Here is a 16,860-nt window from a genome sequence, read left to right on the forward strand (position 1 = left end):
AAATTCCAAAAAAAATCCAAACAGCTGCTTTATGCAAACCATTTGGATTTTGGAATTTGATTTAATTTGAATTAATCCTCCTATGCTTTTTCTTCCTTGTCTTTGTCTTTTTCTCCGGCATCTTTCTTCTTGGTTGTGACTTTATCTCCCGGATTCAATTCTTTGGTTACGGTGGTATAAGGCCCCACGATTACAACATCTCCTTTTTTCAATCCGCTAAGCACTTCGATATTGGTATCGTCCTGAATACCGGTTTTGATAACGCGCAATTTTGCTTTGTCTCCAACTTTAACAAATACACATTCGTATTTTTTATCGGTAGAGCCTTTGATTTTCTCTTCCTGTTCTTTTTCTAGTTCCTCTACCACATCCTTTTTAACAGCAGTAGTATCTGTTTTCATTACAACCGCACTGATTGGCACAGCAAGGATATTTTCTTTTCGGGTGGTTATGATATCCACCGTAGCCGTCATCCCCGGACGGAAAGGCGAAAAGTTAGCCGGCTTTCCTTCTGTTAAATCTGCATACGATTCTTTCAAAATACGCACTTTCACTTTAAAATTGGTCACCTGATCCGCAGAAGTCGTTGCTACAGACGAATTGGAAATACTGGTAACAATCCCTTTGAATTCTTTTTTCAAATAGGCATCCACTTCAATTTTAGCTTCATCTCCTATGCTGATCTTAACGATATCGTTTTCATTAACATCCACTTCCACTTCCATATTGTTCAGGTTGGCTACGCGTAGTAATTCAGTTCCTGCCATTTGCTGGGTTCCTAAAACGCGCTCTCCCAATTCCACATCCAATCTTGAAATCGTTCCGTCCGCAGGAGAGTAAATGGTAGTTCTTCCAAGGTTATCCTTTGCTTCCGTTACAGTAGCCGAAGCACTTTTCACGTTATAGTAAGCCGATTGTTTATTCGCTTCGGCAACCTCATATGCAGAAACCACCTTATCCCATTCCGATTTTGAAATCACTCCTTTTTCAAACAGTCTTTTATTTCTGTCGTAATTTGATTTTGCTTCTTTCAATTGGGCATCGGCCTGATTTAATCCTGCTTTGGTTGTCGACAGGGAAGCCACGGTACGATTCACACCCGACTCATAAATGTCCGGATTGATTTTCACCAGTAAATCCCCTTTTTTAACGGTTTGTCCTTCCTTAACAGGCAGCGAAATAATCTCTCCCGACACTTCCGAAGAAATTTTAACCTCCACTTCCGGCTGGACTTTTCCGGTAGCCGAAACCGTTTCCACAATAGTGATAGCATCGGTCTTGGCAATTTCAACCTCTTTTCCTTCGTCTTTATTCCCGATAACCCCTTTTTTGCTTAGCATTACCAATGCCGCAACTAAGACTAATGTTCCTCCTAACACTAAATATTTTGTCTTTTTTGTCATGATTTATTGTTTTTGTACAATTGGTATTCCGAAGTAAAATTCCAATATTTTTGTTCTGAAAATATAATCGTATTTAGTTCTTAAAACCTCCGATTGAGCATTTACATATAATGTTTGTGCCTGATTGAAATCGAAAACATTCATTAAACCAACTTCGTAGCGCTCTTTTGCATAATTATATGACTGTTCTCTGGCCTCTAAAGTAGTCACCGCTGCTTCATACGATTTCAAAGCGCCTTTTGTGTCGGTGTATGCCGTATAAACCGTACGCTCTAAATCCAACTGGTTTTGTTCCAAATTAATTTTAGAACGTTCCAAAGCTACTTTTGAACGCGCTACATTATTTCTGACTGACAAACCTTGTAAAATCGGAACATTTAATGACAATCCGAGATTATGTCCTTTGTTTTCATCGAACTGGTCTAAAACCGGTTTTGGCCCTACAACAATTGGACTATTGGTAACCGGATCCAACTCTAATCTATCCGAATACGAAGCACGGGTAGCAAAACCGTAAAACCCGCCTAATGTTGGCTGATAGGCACCACGCGCTATTTTCAAATCTTTTTCGGCAATCTCAACATTTGTTTCCGCCATTTTGATGTCGGTTCGTATTTCTTTCGCCTTGTCAAAAATAACTTTAGGCTCCTGCAACAAAATACTGCTTTCCTGAACAGGCACTGAAGTATCGGCAATATCGAAGTTCTGAAAATCCTCCAACTGAAGCAATTGCGACAGGCTCAGTTTTGAAATCAGCAACGCGTTTTCAGCAGCAATCATCCTTTGGGTAGTGGTCGCTACTGTGGCTTTCACGTCCATCAAATCTCCTTTTGGTACAACGCCGGCATCAACCAATTCCTGAGTGCGCTGCATTTGTTTATTTTCATAACTCAACTGCTCCTGCTGCACTTTTAAATTTTCCTTATTGAAAATAATCTGCAGATAGGCGTTCACGACATTAAGCGAAACATCTTCCTGCATTTTGGTCAACTGGTATTGTGTCGCTATGATGGAAAGATTGGCTTTTCGTAAGCGGTTTTGATTCTGAAGCCCTTTATAAATATCAACACCCGCATTGACCCCAACATTGCTATACTGCGTGGTCTGGTTTCTCAGTAAACCCGTAGTAATATCCTGGTTCAAACCAATGTTCCAGGAATGCGAGGCCGACCCAGTCACGTTTGGCAGGAAATTACCATACGCCTCCTTTTTGGAAATATCCGAAAGTTCCTTATCCAAGGTTGTGTTCCGTATGGATATGTTTTTTTCCATTGCATAGTTCACACATTCCTCAAGAGTCCATTTTTTGGATTGCCCTTTGGAATGAAATGACATCAACAGCAATCCGAAAAACAGTGTTTTAACTGTAATTGTTCTTTTCATATACTGATTTTGAAAAGAGCCTGTACCGATTTTATCAGAAAGTACGCTCTTATTCTTAAAAACCATAAGACGCATTTCTTTACAAAAAGTTACAGCACGCTAAGAATAAAAATTTTACTTTTACTCCGATTTATTAAAACCCACATGAAGCTACTTTTCTCTTTATTAGTCTTTTTTTCTTTATTGGCCGTCCCAATTGGCTGCTCATCCTCAAAAAAAATAGAAGCGCTAAAACCAGTACCGAGCGACAATACCCCGGCGGTATACGAAACAAGCACTTCCTTTATCAACATGCCTGTCGAAATCCCGTTAAAGGAAGTTGAGACCCAACTCAACAAAGCTTTAACTGGTTTAATTTACAACGACAGCATACTTTCTGATGATAAAACCGAGATGAAAATATGGAAACAGGCACCCATAAAACTAACCGAGAAAAACGGAAATCTCGAATCGGTAGTCCCTTTGAAAATGTGGATTAAACTAAAATACGGAACCGATTACCTGGGACTGAATGACACCCGTGAAATCAATCTTAACGGTACGGTTACTATTTTAAGCGATGTAAAACTCTCGAACTGGAAACTTACCACTTCATCAAGCATTGAAGATTTTGAATGGAGTGAAAGCCCATCCATTGTTGTTTCTGGAAAAAATATACCAATTACCTACATTGTAAATCCGACACTTCGCATTTTCAAATCGAAAATCGCCAAGAAAATAGATAATGCTATTGGCAAGTCGGTTGATTTCAGGCCGACAGTTTTATCGGTTCTGGAAAAATTGAGCATTCCGATTCAAACCAGTGAGCAATATGAAGCCTGGTTTAAAATGATCCCGGCCGAATTGTATGTAACCGATGCTGTTTTGGCTAAAAACAAAATCACCATGGACATGGGATTGAAATGCAGTATGCAGACCGTCGTGGGAGAAAAGCCCGCCAACACCTTTAAAAAGGAAAACATAGTACTGAAACCGGTAACCAGTATGCCAAATAAAATTGAAGCCAGCGTAGCAGCTGTTTCCACCTACGAAACCGCTTCACGCCTTATAAATAAGAAATTCCAGGGACAGGTCTTCTCATCGGGAAGCCGAAAAGTAACGGTACAGAAAGTAGATTTATGGCACAAAGACGGCAAGATGATTGTTGCGTTGGATATGATCGGAAGCGTAAATGGAACCATTTATTTGTCCGGTTATCCGAGTTACAATGCCGCAACCAAAGAAATATACTTTGACCAGTTGGATTATGTCTTAGACACCAAGGGTGCATTAACAAGAACTGCCAATTGGCTTCTGAGCGGCATCATCCTGAATAAAATCCAAAAGACCTGCCGTTATTCGATTCAGGGAAATTTGGACGAAGCGAAGAAAAACCTATTACCATATCTTACCAATTATTCCCCGATGAAAGGTGTTTTTGTAAACGGAACATTAAATGACCTTGAATTTGACAGAGTAGCACTTACAGACAAGGCGATCATTGCTTTCATTAAAGGCTCCGGTCAGATGAACGTGAAGATTGAGGGAATGGATTAGTCAGTGGGCAGTCGTGAACAGTCGCAGTATTCAGTCGCAGTGAGCAGAAGGCAGAAGGCAATCACAGTTAACAGTAGTAAAAAAGCCGTTTCTTTATCTGAAACGGCTTTTTTTATTGCTTTTATTGCCGAGGGTCACCTGGCTCTAGATAAAGTTATCATACAATGTCCGCACAGTGCCTGAGGCTCGCGAAGGCACAGCTTTTTTACATGATTGCGACTTCAATTTCAATGATGTGTGGCTTCGAGAGCCTCAGCCACCGGAGAGTTAAGAACCTCCAGTTTTAAAGAGCATACAACAGAGAAAGTTAATTTAATACCCGCTCGGTACCTAGTAGGACCCTGAGATTGTCAGAGGGTCGAAGCACAATGACTTAAACTTGCCCTCATCTTGTCGAAGAATCGGAGCGCGGTGGCTGAGGCTCTCGAAGCCACATTTATTTAAAACCCAAAATAATATTCCCCTCTATGTATGCGAATTAAACCTCAAACATGACTTTTACCAAGGCAATCATTACCCCGACCAATCCGCCAACCAAGGCACCATTCAGTCGTATGTACTGCAAATCATTGCCAACTTTCTCCTCTATTTGCACTACCAATTCCTTATTATCCAATTTTTCCAAACTTGAGCGCACCATGTTTCCTATCTCGCCATGAAATTCTTCAAGCATTTGGGAGATGGTATCCTTTATCCAGTGGTTAATTCTCTCCCGCGCTTGAGTGTCATTTTCCAAATTATCCAGAATTTGGTTCAGTTTCCCAATCACAAACTGCATCAGCGGGGTTTCATTGTTATCGAGCTGTTCGGCGAGTGTATTTTTAAATCCCCCCAACATCCGTTGGATAATCTTGCCAAGATCGGCATGCCCTGTAAAACGATTGGTGAAATCATCAACCAGTTTACGGGTTTCCTCATCCCCGGTAGTCAGCCTATGGGCAAAATCAAGCATCCAACTGTCAAATTTAGAGCGCACCGGATGATTCGGATTATACCTGGCTTCGGTCAAAAATTCATTCGCTTTCACCAGCAGTTCGTCGGCAATAGCTTCAAAATCGAGCGCATTAAATGTTCTCCCCAAAGCTACCGTCAGTCCTTTTAAAATACTCTTATTGCCATACTCTTTGGCAGCATCTCGCAGTTTGTCTATCAGTAGTTCCCTTATCTCGGGTTCGGTGATTGACTTTGCGCCCGCCTCAAGCAACTGTTCCCAGATTTGGTTGTGGTCGCCGTTTTTGATCGACTTCTCCAGCCAGACTCCTAACGAGGAAGCCAAATCCAGTTCCGACAGCTGTTCTGTCAGCATCGACTGCAGTGACTTTGCCAGATTGGGATTTTCCAGTTCATCGGATAGTTTCAAGGCAATTTTCTTGATTAGGCCAATTGCCTTTTCCTGATTGGAAGGTTTCTTCAGGAACACAATTACTTTTTGAGCCAGATCGATGTCGTGCAGTTTTTCGGCAATGACTTCAGGCGACAGCCACTTGTTAGTCACCAGGTCTACTATTCCTTCGGTGAGCTTTGCCCTGTTCTTTGCTATGATATCGGTATGCTTTCGGACATAAGGAATGGGGATTTCGTAGAAAAGAGCACTCACAGCAAACCAATCGGCCATGCCGCCAACTGTACCAGCTTCAAAACCGGCTTTAAGTACGCTCCAGCCCCAATGATCAATTATCCCCACTTGCATCATTGTTTCCAAAACGGCAAAACCGCCAAAGGCAATCAGTAACGAAATGGTCCCGACCCTGTTTTTCATAACCGCAGCTATTGTTTACGATTTAAGAAACGCTGAATTCTGTGGACACTTTTTAATTTGTGAGCTACAGATTTAATTTCATATTAAAGTTATTGAATAAATTGATACGTCTACGATAAATTGACCATACTCTTTACCTATCTTGTTATTATTCGCTAGCGAGTGAAGATGGCGAAAGCACGGTGACTGACTATTACCCTGAGCGAAGGGCCGAAGCACGGTGGCCGAGGCTCTCGAAGCCAAAACCCAACAAAAAAAGCCTTTCCGTTTAGGAAAGGCCTTCTTATATCAATTTGAAAACATTACTATTTTTTAATCAACTTAAACTGTTTGGTTTTCTGCCCGCTCTGTAAACGAACGAAGTAGATACCGTTTGCAGCGCCGTCCAAAGAAAGCCTTGCTTCCTGCTGTCCTTCGCACTGCATTGTTTTGATAGTTTTCCCCATTATGTCGGTAACAACAATCTCTGCCGATTCCAACTCACCAGCCCAACTGATGGTAAAATTACCTGTTGTTGGGTTTGGATACAATGTTACTAAAGCCATTTCCTCGTCATTAACACCTAATACTACCGTTTGACAAGCCGAAGTACTTTGACAACATCTCGTTGTTAGCACTACGGCATAGTTGCCGTTTACTGCAGGTGTAAAAGATTGGTTCGTAGCTCCCTGCACTGAATTGTTTCCGTTATTACAGTCGATCCATTGGTAAGCGTCTGCTGTGCTATTAACTGTTAATGTATTACCTGTTTGCATTACTGTAGGTGCGGTAACGGCAGTACACGCATCATTAGTATACTTAGCCAGAAAGAAGTCATAATCATTCATTGAAGTTAGAGTACCGCATGAAATTGAAGGGTCAAAATCGGCAGTTGCATCAAAATACCCTGTTACATACAAATCCCCATTATTATTTAAAGCAGAAAACCATGGTACTTCATTACCTATTCCCCCCACAGCTTTTGCCCAAAGGTAGTTCCCGTTGCTGTCGTATTTTGCCATAAAAACATCGCCGGCACCTGCCGAACTCAAATTGGCTATTCCGGCCGAAGGGTCAAAATCGGCAGTCCCAAAAAAATTCCCAATCAAATACAACTCTCCACTACTGTTTAGTCTTATCGTCCTCCCAGCTTCTCCATTTGTCCCCCCCATAGCTTTTGCTGAAAGGTAGTTCCCGTTACTGTCGTATTTCGCAATAAAAATATCGCCGGCACCTGCCGAACTCAAATTGGCTATTCCGGCCGAAGGGTCAAAATCGACCGTACTTCTAAAAGCACCTGTAACATAAATATCACCGTTGTTATTTAAGGCTATTGAATAACCAATATCACCACTTGGCCCTCCTATACCTTTCGCCCAAAGATAATTACCATTGCTGTCGTATTTAGCTATAAAAAAATCATTAGTTCCTACCAAATTTACCACACCTACCGAAGGATCGAAATCAAATGTATCATTAAACCTACCAGTAACATATAGTTCTCCAATGCTATTTAACACAAGAGAAGTGGGTTCACTGGTACCATTCCCCGCGATATGTTTTGCCCAAAGATAATTTCCATTGGCATCATATTTCGCAATGAAGGTATCGTCATCGCCCCCATTCAAATTGACGGTATTGCCCGAAGGGTCAAAATCGGTAAGACCATTAAAACGTCCTGCAACACACAACTCCCCGCTGTTGCTTATCGCAAAAGCCAAAGGATATTCATAATTTGAATCTGCACCACCCATGCTTTTCGCCCAAAGGTAATTGCCATTGTTATCGTACTTTGCTATGTAAAGATCAGAATCATATACACAAGTTAAATTTGCTGTGGCTGATGAGGGATCAAAATCGGCTGTACCTTCAAAATGCCCAGTAATATGAAGCCCACCACTACTATTTACAAGAAGCGATGACACCCAATCTTCACCTGCTCCCCCTATGGCTTTCGCCCAAAGATAGTTTCCGTTGCCGTCATATTTAGCAATAAAGATATCGTCCGTACCCGTCGAGGTTAAAGTAGCTATGGCAGCAGATGGATCAAAATCGGCTGTACCGAAAAACTCTCCCGCAACATAAACATTCCCAAAAGTATCAGTGGCCACACTTCTTCCTATTGATGGTGCTTCAGGAGCAGAATTGTTTACCGCATTAAAAACCCACTGCAGTTGCGGAGCACCCTGTGCAAATGAAGGAAAAGCATTTCCTAAGCCCAAAACACATATTATCAACAAGTAAAATTTCTTCATTTAATAACTGATTAAGATTCCTTACAAAAGAAAACAATATTTAAAGTTCAGGCAATCACAAAACTTAGCCTTTTTGTTTCATTGTTTAGAATTAGGAATTCAAAAACCCAACAAAAAAAGCCTTTCCGTTTAGGAAAGGCCTTCTTATATCAATTTGAAAACATTACTATTTTTTAATCAACTTAAACTGTTTGGTTTTCTGCCCGCTCTGTAAACGAACGAAGTAGATACCGTTTGCAGCGCCGTCCAAAGAAAGTCTTGCTTCCTGCTGTCCTTGGCACTGCATTGTTTTGATAGTTTTCCCCATTATGTCGGTAACAACAATCTCTGCCGATTCCAACTCACCAGCCCAGCTGATGGTAAAGTTACCCGTTGTTGGGTTTGGATATAACATTACAGATGCCATTTCCTCGTCATTAACACCTAATAATCTACTGCAATGCGAAGTAACTTGCGTACTTCCAACTGTTAATACTACGGCATAATTTCCGCTCACCGCAGGAGTAAAAGACTGACCTGTTGCACCCGGTATTGGTGCATTCCCATTATCACAATCGATCCATTGGTAAGTATCGGCAGTTGAATTCACTGTTAAAGTAGCACCTACTTGCGTTACTGTAGGTGAGACTGCGAAAATACACGTACCATTACCATACTTAGCCAAAAACATGTCTTCACTCATAGCAGTCAGGCTGTCATTGCAGGTATTTACAGATTCAAAATCGACTGTATTTTGAAAAGACCCGGTTGCATACAACTCTCCATTACTGTTTAGCGTAATGGAATTGACATTGTCATCAGCCGCACTTCCCATGGCTTTCGCCCAAAGGTAGTTTCCGTTGCTGTCGTATTTTGCGACATACATATCATTACCTCCCGCCGAAGTCAGATTGGCCACTGCAGCCGAAGGATCAAAATCGCCAGTTCCCTGAAAAACACCACCAATATACATATCATCATTGCTGCTTAAAGCAATGGAACTTGGATTAAGCCCCCACACATTATCTATAACTCCCGTAGCTTTCGCCCAAATGTAATTACCGTTACTGCCATATTTCGCTATAAACAAATTCGAGGTCTCTCCTGTCGCTGTCAAATTAACTGTGGCTGCTGAAGGGTCAAAATCGACAGTACTTCCAAAAGCGCCTATGACAAACAAATCCCCACTGCTGCTTACAGCAATGGTTTTAACTATATCATGTTTTCCTTCTCCCCCCATAGTCTTCGCCCAAAGGTAACTACCATAACTGTCGTATTTCGCAATAAACATATCCCAACTATTATCTACCGAAGTTAAATTAGCCGTTGCGGTCGAAGGGTCAAAATCGACGGTACCGCTAAAACCTCCCCCGATATACACTTCCCCGCTACTATTCACAACCAGTTTTGACTCAAATCCCATAGAACCAGATTGGTCGCCACCCAAAACCTTCGCCCAAAGATAATTACCATTAGTATCGTATTTCGCAATATATAAATCAGCACTCTGTGATCCATCCGTATTATTAATCGCGGATATAATAGCCGTGGCTCCCGATGGATCAAAATCGGCCGATTGAGAATCCAGCTCGCCAATAATATGGATCTGCCCGCTGTTGTTTAACACCATATTAAAAGAATATTCATAACCTGTGCCTCCCATGGACTTCGCCCAAAGGTAGTTCCCATTACTGTCATATTTTGCAATAAAAACATCAGAATCCCCTTGCGACGTCAAATTGGCTGTAGCGGCCGAAGGATCAAAATCGGTTGTATCATAAAAAAAACCTCCAATTATAACCTCTCCAACAGTGTTTACGGCTATAGACATTGGTGTCTCATATTTACTTGCTCCTCCAATAGCTTTTGCCCAAAGATAGTTCCCATTACTGTCATACTTCGCAAGAAACATATCACCACCTCCTGCCGCGGTCAGAGTGACCGTGGCTGCCGAACGATCGAAATCCGCAGTCCCGGAAAAAGTACCCACAACATACACATTCCCAAAAGAATCTGTAGCCACACTTTTTCCGCTTTCGCGAGGAGACTGATTTGGATATCCTCCTATAGCCTGTGCATCTCTGTAATCTATAAATCCACCCGCAGAATTAAAATAGTGTCCAATAAAACAGTTTGAAGCTCCTGTCCCCGCTGTCAAATTACTATTCGGAGGGTTGAAAGCAACAGTTTCCTGAAAAGATCCGGTGACATATACATTGTGGTCATTCCCGTTATTTTTTAATACTATGCAACCAGCACTATCTCTTTTTGACCCTCCTCGTTTTCTTGCAAAAACAAGTTCACCTCCACGGGAATCCATAGTGAGATATTTCGCAATAAAGAGATCCGAATCTCCATTCGAGACGAGATTCGTTGTTAATGATGAAGGATTAAAATCTGCTGTACCACTAAAATCCCCTGCGACCCACAAGTCTCCATATTGATCCAGAGCAATAGAATGGCCTTCATCAATACCAGTCCCTCCCATCGCTTTCGCCCAAAGATAATCGCCGTTCGAGCTGTATCCCGCAATAAATACATCCTGAGAATCAGATTTCGAATATAGATAGGCAGTGTTCGTTGAAGGGTCAAAATCGGCCCAACCAGAAAAATATCCCGTGACATATACGTTACCGTCGCTTTTTACCACAATAGAAGTCCCCACCTGACTAGATATGCCACTAGTGATGGATTTAGCCCAGATATAATTCCCATTACTGTCGTACTTTGCTATGAAGATATCGGTTTCTCCAGTTGGACTCAAATTGGTCACAGCAACTGAGGGATCAAAATCGCCACCTCCAGTGTACCCAGTAATATGGATCTGTCCGCTACCGTCTAAAGCGATCGCCATCGCCTCATCCCTACTTGTTCCCCCCATGGCTTTCGCCCAAAGGCAATTCCCATTAGTGTCGTATTTCGCTATGAAAATATCATTGTTCCCAGCGGAAGTAATATTGTTCGTTGCCGCTGAAGGGTCAAAGTCGGAAGTTCCCTCAAAAGACCCTGCAACATATACCTCTCCTCCACTGTTTATAACAAGAGAATAAGCCAGATCCTGACTTGCTCCTCCCATGGCTTTCGCCCAAAGGTAGTTTCCGTTGGTGTCATATTTCGCCACGAAGGCATCTGAACCACCTGCCGAGGTTAAATTAGCGGTCGCCCCAGAAGGGTCAAAATCTGCAGTTTGCCAAAAAAATCCCGTAACATATACCTCGCCACTGTTATTTAAAGCAATCGAGCGACCTATATCCCCATATGCCCCCCCTATAGCCTTCGCCCATAGATAATTACCGCTACTATCATATTTCGCAATGAAAATATCTCCAGTTCCTATCGCAGTCAGGTTGGCTATGCCTGACGAAGGGTCAAAATCAGCAATATCTGTAAAATAACCTGTCACATAGCGATTCCCTGAGGCATCCACTGCTATACTTGCTCCCACGGAACTTCCTCCCCACGGAGTGTTGGCATCGTTAGCCGCATTTAAAACCCATTGAAGCTGTGGCGCACCCTGTGCAAACGAAGTATCGATGTATCCTAAACTCAAAATGCATACTAATAACAAATAATATTTCCTCATCAAATAACTGTTTAATAATTCTTGGTAAAGAAAACCAATTTATAACGACCAAACAATCACTAAAACAGGTGATTTTGTTTACGAATTTTAAGTTAAAAATTACGAATGAAGAATTACGAATGAAGAATTACGAATTACGAGGTGGGAGTTATGAATTATGAGCATTAGAGGGCTTATCGAATACGTGTCAAAATTATTTTTTTTTTAAAATGAGCACATTTTTTTTGCATCAAATAAAATCCGTTTCAGAAAAACGGTATAAAATTTGTGCCCATTTCTTAAAAATAAAAAATTAAGCACAAATGGAAGACAGTCAAACTATAAAAAACACCCTTGGATTAACACAAGAAGAAATGGCTATACTGCTGGGAATAAAGAGAAGTAATTGGTCTATGTTTAAATCCGGCAAAAGGGATTTATCGCTAAACTCAAAACAACAATTGGGAAGTCTTATGCAAACGGTACAAAAGAAAAAACAACCATCAAAAGAAATACAAAAACTAATTAAAAAAGAACAGCTGGACGCAAAAACCAAACTTCAGCACGAATACGGCAATATGAGCCTTAAATTAGACCGCATCGAAAAGAATATTACTATTGTCGAAAACATAAGGACAGAAAGCTTTGCCGCATTGGAAACCGTAGCAGCTCTCGAATCGCAAAAAAACATTCCGCACATTGAGGCACTAATCAAAAGGGTGCACCAGAGGGTCATCCTCACTTTAAAGAAACATAGTTTATCCCATTTGAATGAATTGCAACTCAAGAAAGAGAATCTCGAAATGTTAAAATTAAAAATCGAAGAAAAATTAAAATCATAAGAAAACATACTGCCGTTCAATTGCATATTTAAAACATTAAAACAAAATATTTTCTTACAAAATGTTAAAATTAACTTTTTTAAGAATTGCGCATTTTTTTGGCACTGGTTTTGAAAGATGTAGGAATACTATTAACTTTTAAACTTCTTAAATTATGTATTCGTTAGACAAAATCAGTACAATAGCAGATTGCGATGTACTATTAACATGGGCAGAAAAAGAAAAATCCGATTTACTTCATAAGCAGTATATGATTGACAGGCTTACGGACAATTACAGCCACACTTCCGTAGAAATAGAAGCGATATTACAAGGAGTAATCGCTGAAATTGAGGCCAACACCATCGTGGCAAATGCCTTACCTGACGGAGTTACAAAAAAAGACTTACTGAAGAGGACAAGTCTTTTGCAATACAAAAAATTACAATTGGAGGATCGAAAAGAGCGCTACGGTTCGGTCGCCCTTTTGGAAAAAGAACTTGACCTGGATCGCATTAATAATGAACTTGCAGCAGTAGACGGTTTCATTGCCGGGGTTACAGCACACAAGGCTATGCTGTAATAAAACTGTAATAAAAAAAGAGGGCTGTCTTCACATTGAGACAGCCCTCTTTTTTAGTTATTCATTACTTTTTCCTTGTTTTTCTTCCCGTATTTCAATCGGTAAATCGCATAACCTATCGCACCAACCAATATATACGGAATCGCCATCAAGTAAACAATTCCGTCGTTAACCGCGCCGGCCTGAACCCCGGATTCTTCACTTTCTAAAGCAGCTCGGCACATAGCACATTGCGCATTAGCATCAACAGAAAAGAAACAAGAAACCAGAAGCAGAAGCAATACTACCCTCATTCCCTTTCTTCCTTTTCCAATTTTATCTTTACTGAACATAATATGGAGAAATCATTAAATAAACAATTACACCAGTTACCGCCACATACAGCCACAACGGAAATGTAATCTTAGCAATCTTTTTATGACGTTCAAAGCTTTTGGAAATCGCACGAACGTAAGTAATTAAAACAAAAGGAATAATAACCACTGAAAGCAAAATATGGGTTACCAAAATGAAATAATAAATGTATTTAATTATTCCTTCACCACCGAATTTTGTAGAATCCGACGTCATGTGATACGCCACATACATTCCTAAAAAAGCAACCGAACAAGCTATGGCAACTTTAATAAGACGCTCATGCAGGCTTCGTTTGCCGTTTTTAATAGCCCAAACTGCCGCAACCAGCAATACAGCCGTTATCCCGTTGACAGTAGCGTAAATTGGCGGCAAAAAAGACAACGGCTGCACGTCGTATCCTAATTTCCTCAGGTTAACCCCGAACAATAAGGCAACTACCAAAGGAATTGCCACAGACAAGAGTACAATCCATTTATTGTATTTGCTTTCTTCAGCGTTTGTTAATGTATTTTCCATTTATTCTTCTAATAGTTTTTTAATATCTTCTTTTAACATGTCAATACCCGGTTGTTCCAATCCGTCGTAGTATAAAATCGGATTATCGTATGTATCTCTTCTGCAACGAATATTACCTTCCTTGTCAATCAGCGCAAACATTCCGGAATGTTCGAATCCTCCATTTACATCTTTGTTTTCTCCCGCATAAAGATTAAATCCGCTTTGAGCCAATTTATAAATGTACTCTTTATTGCCAGTCAGAAAATGCCAATTGTAGTGCTTCACTCCTAATGTTTCGGCATGCTTTTTCAAATTCTCCGGTGTGTCGGTTGCAGGGTCAATCGTTATCGATGCAATTCCGAAGTCCGGCTTACCATAGAAATCTTTTTGCAACTGAAGCATGTTCTGATTCATTTTCGGGCAGATGGTCGGACAAGTCGAAAAGAAGAACTCCACCACATATACTTTGCCTAAATAATCCTTATTGGAAATCTTCTTATTGTTCTGATCCGTTAATTCGAAAGCAGGCACCGGTCCCATGGTATGCAAATCTGATTTCTGGAATTTTGCCACTATTTTCGGCACCGCCCATATCCCGAACAGCAATACGATGAATGAAATACCTATATATGATTTGTTTTTCATTGCTTATTATATTTTTCTTTTATTGTTTCTTTTGAGTTCCAGGCGGTATTCAGCCAAAATGATTTTTACATCATCCGACATTTCATTATGAAGATCGGCTGCTGAAATAGTGTTATAACCTTCTTTATACTCTACTTCTCCTTTTTTGTTTTTTCCTTTACGCCCTCGAAGATTTAAGTCTTTATCGATTATATAAACATTGGAAGTCGCTAAGTTATCATTCAGCTGCCCTACCAGTTTCAATTTGGAGTGGAATGCTTTTATTTCTTCCGGTTTGGCGAAAACGAAATGCCAGTTGGACAAATCGGAAATCGTACCCAATTCTGCCATTAACTGCTTAGCTTGATTTTCAGTTCCTATCGGAGCCACCATCACCACTTGAAAATCTTTAAACTCTTTGTTCTTATCGTAGATTTTCTGATCCAGATTGAACGCATTTCCTTTTTCCTTTATAATCTCTGAACCGGGAAAACCCAATACGGTTATTTTTTCCTTAAGCTGTATTGGTTTTCCGTCCAAGGAAGTCCATTGTGACACCTCCGGCACATTAGACGTAAGGGTAGGTAATTTCACAAAGTTATTTACGCCGGAAGAGAAAAAAAGATAGGCACAAATAGGCAAAGCGAATAAAACTGTAAGGACAATATATTTTTTCATGTTATACTACTGATTACTTGGGTGCAAAAATAAAAAAAGGTACGCAATAGCGTACCCTTTTTATAAGTTAATATGTTCTTAAAAAATCCACTTATAATGTGAAGTTTTAAACACATCAAAAACATAATTACCTTCTACTAGTAAGATGAACACTAAATAGAGTATTAAAAACACCAATGGTCCAACAATTGACGTTTTGAAATTGTTTTTCTCACCTTCCAAGTGCATGAAAGCCCACATAATGTAGTAAGCTTTAACAATCGTCAATATGATGAATATCCAGTTTAGTAAATTCATTGATAAAAGTTCCGGTTTATAAAGCCAAAGTGGCTTTTCTATTCCCAAGTAAACTTCAACGATAGTTACTGCCGATAAAAGGGCAAATACTACCCATATTCTTTTCGTATTTGATTCGTGTGCGTGTGCCTGTCCCATGATACTTTCTTATTATATAAATTATACTAAATAGAAGAATGTAAATACAAACACCCAAACTAAATCTACAAAGTGCCAGTATAATCCAACTTTTTCAACCATTTCATAGCTTCTTCTTTTCTCATACGTTCCTAGAATTACGTTGAAGAAAATCAAGATATTGATAACCACTCCGGAGAATACGTGGAATCCGTGGAATCCTGTGATAAAGAAAAAGAAGTTAGCGAATAATTTATGACCGTATTCATTATGTTTCAGGTTAGCTCCTTCAACAACCATAGTAGCTTCTTTCAAACGAGCTAAAGACTCTTCTCTGGATAAAACGGTTTTCTTTTTATCGCTATTTAAATGCTCAGAACGGATTAACAAATTCGGGTTTGCTTTGAAACCTTCAACAACCTCCGCAACCGAGTAGCTAGCCATTGTCTCACCACTCTCAAACCAAACACCTAAGTGAGTTTCTTTTTGAATCCTCTCTTTCGGCAAATGCGATGCAAAGTCAGCCAATGCAACTCTCTTACCATCCTTGTCAACGAATTGAAGAATAGAGCCTCCTTTAGTTTCTACAGCTCCGTGAGAACCCTGAATGAAATTTTTCCACTCCCATGCCTGAGAACCCAAGAAGATCAAACCTCCTAAAATGGTTAAAAGCATATAAACTGCAACTTTTGATTTTTGCAATTGATGTCCTGCATCTACAGCCAACACCATAGTTACAGAGGAGAAGATTAATATAAATGTCATTAAGGCCACATAATACATAGGTGCATCTACACCATGTAAGAAAGGAAAGTGAGTAAACACTTCATCGGCAATTGGCCAAGTTTCGATAAATTTAAATCTTGAAAATCCGTAAGCTGCAAGGAATCCTGAGAATGTTAAAGCATCTGATACGATGAAAAACCACATCATCATTTTGCCGTAACTTGCTCCCATTGGCTCATTTCCGCCATCCCAAGTTTTTTCGTTAGTAGCTGTTGTAGTAACTGTCGCTCCCATTGTAAAGTT

General features: G+C 40.2%; 14 protein-coding genes. 3 read left to right on the forward strand and 11 right to left on the reverse strand.

Going from position 1 to position 16,860, the window contains the following annotated elements:
• Nucleotides 1-80 precede the first annotated feature (80 nt).
• Entirely contained in the window at nt 81-1,403 is a 1,323-nt protein-coding gene (locus LZF87_RS01470; RefSeq protein ID WP_244340546.1) for an efflux RND transporter periplasmic adaptor subunit, read from the reverse strand.
• A 3-nt stretch (nt 1,404-1,406) separates the two neighbouring features.
• Nucleotides 1,407-2,786, reverse strand: coding sequence for a TolC family protein (locus tag LZF87_RS01475; protein ID WP_244340548.1), 1,380 nt, complete (start codon nt 2,784-2,786; stop codon nt 1,407-1,409).
• A 144-nt stretch (nt 2,787-2,930) separates the two neighbouring features.
• On the opposite strand from LZF87_RS01475, the gene LZF87_RS01480 reads away from it, so the two are divergent.
• Entirely contained in the window at nt 2,931-4,322 is a 1,392-nt protein-coding gene (locus LZF87_RS01480; RefSeq protein WP_244340550.1) for a DUF4403 family protein, read from the forward strand.
• 478 nt (nt 4,323-4,800) lie between these two features.
• Here LZF87_RS01480 and LZF87_RS01485 read toward each other — a convergent pair whose 3' ends face one another.
• The 3 genes from LZF87_RS01485 to LZF87_RS01495 all read right to left on the reverse strand — a co-directional run bounded on the left by LZF87_RS01485 (nt 4,801) and on the right by LZF87_RS01495 (nt 11,877).
• The gene (locus LZF87_RS01485; RefSeq protein ID WP_244340552.1) at nt 4,801-6,081 is read right to left on the reverse strand and encodes a DUF445 domain-containing protein; all 1,281 of its coding nucleotides are present in this window, start codon (nt 6,079-6,081) and stop codon (nt 4,801-4,803) included.
• Nucleotides 6,082-6,386: 305 nt separating this feature from the next.
• Entirely contained in the window at nt 6,387-8,315 is a 1,929-nt protein-coding gene (locus tag LZF87_RS01490) for a T9SS type A sorting domain-containing protein (RefSeq protein WP_244340554.1), read from the reverse strand.
• A gap of 166 nt (nt 8,316-8,481) precedes the next feature.
• Nucleotides 8,482-11,877 carry a T9SS type A sorting domain-containing protein gene (locus LZF87_RS01495; protein ID WP_244340556.1) on the reverse strand — a complete coding sequence of 1,132 codons (3,396 nt, stop codon included), beginning with the start codon at nt 11,875-11,877 and terminating at the stop codon, nt 8,482-8,484.
• A gap of 302 nt (nt 11,878-12,179) precedes the next feature.
• On the opposite strand from LZF87_RS01495, the gene LZF87_RS01500 reads away from it, so the two are divergent.
• Complete coding sequence (locus LZF87_RS01500; protein WP_244340558.1) at nt 12,180-12,698, forward strand: helix-turn-helix domain-containing protein; 519 nt, start codon at nt 12,180-12,182, stop codon at nt 12,696-12,698.
• A gap of 154 nt (nt 12,699-12,852) precedes the next feature.
• Nucleotides 12,853-13,260 carry a hypothetical protein gene (locus LZF87_RS01505; protein WP_244340560.1) on the forward strand — a complete coding sequence of 136 codons (408 nt, stop codon included), beginning with the start codon at nt 12,853-12,855 and terminating at the stop codon, nt 13,258-13,260.
• A 53-nt stretch (nt 13,261-13,313) separates the two neighbouring features.
• Here LZF87_RS01505 and LZF87_RS01510 read toward each other — a convergent pair whose 3' ends face one another.
• The 6 genes from LZF87_RS01510 to LZF87_RS01535 all read right to left on the reverse strand — a co-directional run bounded on the left by LZF87_RS01510 (nt 13,314) and on the right by LZF87_RS01535 (nt 16,851).
• Nucleotides 13,314-13,592 (reverse strand): hypothetical protein, encoded by a 279-nt coding sequence (locus LZF87_RS01510; protein ID WP_244340574.1) that lies wholly within the window; start codon nt 13,590-13,592, stop codon nt 13,314-13,316.
• Entirely contained in the window at nt 13,582-14,133 is a 552-nt protein-coding gene (locus tag LZF87_RS01515) for a DUF420 domain-containing protein (protein ID WP_244340588.1), read from the reverse strand. The genes LZF87_RS01510 and LZF87_RS01515 overlap by 11 nt, the downstream gene beginning before the upstream one ends.
• Nucleotides 14,134-14,760 carry an SCO family protein gene (locus LZF87_RS01520; protein ID WP_244340590.1) on the reverse strand — a complete coding sequence of 209 codons (627 nt, stop codon included), beginning with the start codon at nt 14,758-14,760 and terminating at the stop codon, nt 14,134-14,136.
• A 6-nt stretch (nt 14,761-14,766) separates the two neighbouring features.
• Nucleotides 14,767-15,417, reverse strand: a complete 651-nt coding sequence (locus LZF87_RS01525) for a hypothetical protein (RefSeq protein ID WP_244340592.1) — start codon at nt 15,415-15,417, stop codon at nt 14,767-14,769.
• 78 nt (nt 15,418-15,495) lie between these two features.
• A complete protein-coding gene (locus LZF87_RS01530) occupies nt 15,496-15,852 on the reverse strand; it encodes a cytochrome C oxidase subunit IV family protein (protein ID WP_244340594.1) in 357 nt (118 codons plus the stop codon).
• Between the two features lie 21 nt (nt 15,853-15,873).
• Entirely contained in the window at nt 15,874-16,851 is a 978-nt protein-coding gene (locus LZF87_RS01535) for a cytochrome c oxidase subunit 3 (protein ID WP_244340596.1), read from the reverse strand.
• Nucleotides 16,852-16,860: the final 9 nt, after the last annotated feature.

The sequence above is a fragment of the Flavobacterium enshiense genome, assembly GCF_022836875.1.
Lineage (GTDB): Bacteria > Bacteroidota > Bacteroidia > Flavobacteriales > Flavobacteriaceae > Flavobacterium > Flavobacterium enshiense_A.

Excerpts from the sequence above, each read along its gene's own strand:
- LZF87_RS01470 (WP_244340546.1), bottom strand. The coding sequence starts at position 1,403 with ATGACAAAAAAGACAAAATATTTAGTGTTAGGAGGAACATTAGTCTTA.
- LZF87_RS01475 (WP_244340548.1), bottom strand. The coding sequence starts at position 2,786 with ATGAAAAGAACAATTACAGTTAAAACACTGTTTTTCGGATTGCTGTTG.
- LZF87_RS01480 (WP_244340550.1), top strand. The coding sequence starts at position 2,931 with ATGAAGCTACTTTTCTCTTTATTAGTCTTTTTTTCTTTATTGGCCGTC.
- LZF87_RS01485 (WP_244340552.1), bottom strand. The coding sequence starts at position 6,081 with ATGAAAAACAGGGTCGGGACCATTTCGTTACTGATTGCCTTTGGCGGT.
- LZF87_RS01490 (WP_244340554.1), bottom strand. The coding sequence starts at position 8,315 with ATGAAGAAATTTTACTTGTTGATAATATGTGTTTTGGGCTTAGGAAAT.
- LZF87_RS01495 (WP_244340556.1), bottom strand. The coding sequence starts at position 11,877 with ATGAGGAAATATTATTTGTTATTAGTATGCATTTTGAGTTTAGGATAC.
- LZF87_RS01500 (WP_244340558.1), top strand. The coding sequence starts at position 12,180 with ATGGAAGACAGTCAAACTATAAAAAACACCCTTGGATTAACACAAGAA.
- LZF87_RS01505 (WP_244340560.1), top strand. The coding sequence starts at position 12,853 with ATGTATTCGTTAGACAAAATCAGTACAATAGCAGATTGCGATGTACTA.
- LZF87_RS01510 (WP_244340574.1), bottom strand. The coding sequence starts at position 13,592 with ATGTTCAGTAAAGATAAAATTGGAAAAGGAAGAAAGGGAATGAGGGTA.
- LZF87_RS01515 (WP_244340588.1), bottom strand. The coding sequence starts at position 14,133 with ATGGAAAATACATTAACAAACGCTGAAGAAAGCAAATACAATAAATGG.
- LZF87_RS01520 (WP_244340590.1), bottom strand. The coding sequence starts at position 14,760 with ATGAAAAACAAATCATATATAGGTATTTCATTCATCGTATTGCTGTTC.
- LZF87_RS01525 (WP_244340592.1), bottom strand. The coding sequence starts at position 15,417 with ATGAAAAAATATATTGTCCTTACAGTTTTATTCGCTTTGCCTATTTGT.
- LZF87_RS01530 (WP_244340594.1), bottom strand. The coding sequence starts at position 15,852 with ATGGGACAGGCACACGCACACGAATCAAATACGAAAAGAATATGGGTA.
- LZF87_RS01535 (WP_244340596.1), bottom strand. The coding sequence starts at position 16,851 with ATGGGAGCGACAGTTACTACAACAGCTACTAACGAAAAAACTTGGGAT.